Below are 936 nucleotides of genomic sequence, written 5' to 3'. Positions count from 1 at the left end.
CTTTGCCAAACACTACGCCAAAAGTTGATGCTGAATAATATTAGCTTTGATGACAATGCTCAGTATCGGCTAGCTATCTCCCCTATCGAGCAAGAGTCTCGTACCTTGTCGCTGCAAAGCAATGCTTCAACCGCTGAATATGGGCTGAGCTCTAAAGTAAGTTATCAATTAGTTCTTCAAGAGAGCGAAGAAGTACTCGCTGAACAGGAAATCGTCGTTCGTAATAGCTATCGCCACCAGTCCTCTGCACTATTATCAAAAGAGCGCGAGCGCAGTGAGCTACAGTCTGAACTTAGCCAGCGCATTGCTTCAGAAATATTCCGCCAGATAGATGTCGTAAATAAACAAACGCTAACTACCAGCGATTCCGGCAGTAACGAGGGCTCTGAGTAAGTATGCGCATCAAAGCTGAGCAACTTGAGAATGAGCTGAAAAAAAAGCTCTTACCGCTTTATTTGGTAACCGGTGACGAGCCACTATTGGTTCAAGAAGCTTTGGACAGCATTCGTCTGAACTGCAAAAAACAAGGCTTTGATGAGCGAAAGATTCTGGAAGTTGACCGCAAGTTCGATTGGACCAGCTTAAACGAAGAAGCTAACACTCTGTCTTTATTTGCAGAAAAGACACTAACTGAACTTCGACTTGGAAAATCTAAACCCGGTACCCCCGGTGCAAAAGCCTTTCAACAATATTGCGATAATTTGCCAGAAGATAAGATTTTACTGATCTGCGCCGATAAACTCGATGCTTCCACACTTAAAAGCAAGTGGTGTAGCCGACTTGATCAGACTGGTGCCATCATTCAAATATGGCCAATCAATCTACACGAGATGCCGCGTTGGATAGCTCAACGAGCCAATAAAATGGGCTTGAACTTAGCTCGTGACGCCGTTTCACTTTTGTCTGATAGATTAGAAGGCAACTTACTCGCTGCAC

2 protein-coding genes are annotated in these 936 nt (G+C 44.3%); both read left to right on the top strand.

What is annotated here, in order from left to right:
• A partial coding sequence (gene lptE, locus A3729_RS26535; RefSeq protein WP_197476127.1) for an LPS assembly lipoprotein LptE occupies positions 1-393 on the top strand: 393 nt, incomplete at its 5' end.
• Between the two features lie 2 nt (positions 394-395).
• On the top strand, positions 396-936 hold a 541-nt coding region (gene holA / locus A3729_RS26530; protein ID WP_068634458.1), incomplete at its 3' end, for a DNA polymerase III subunit delta.

The organism is Oleiphilus sp. HI0043, assembly GCF_001634935.1.
The sequence above is the reverse complement of the archived record's forward strand: the minus strand, read 5'-3'. Positions and strand labels throughout refer to the sequence as shown.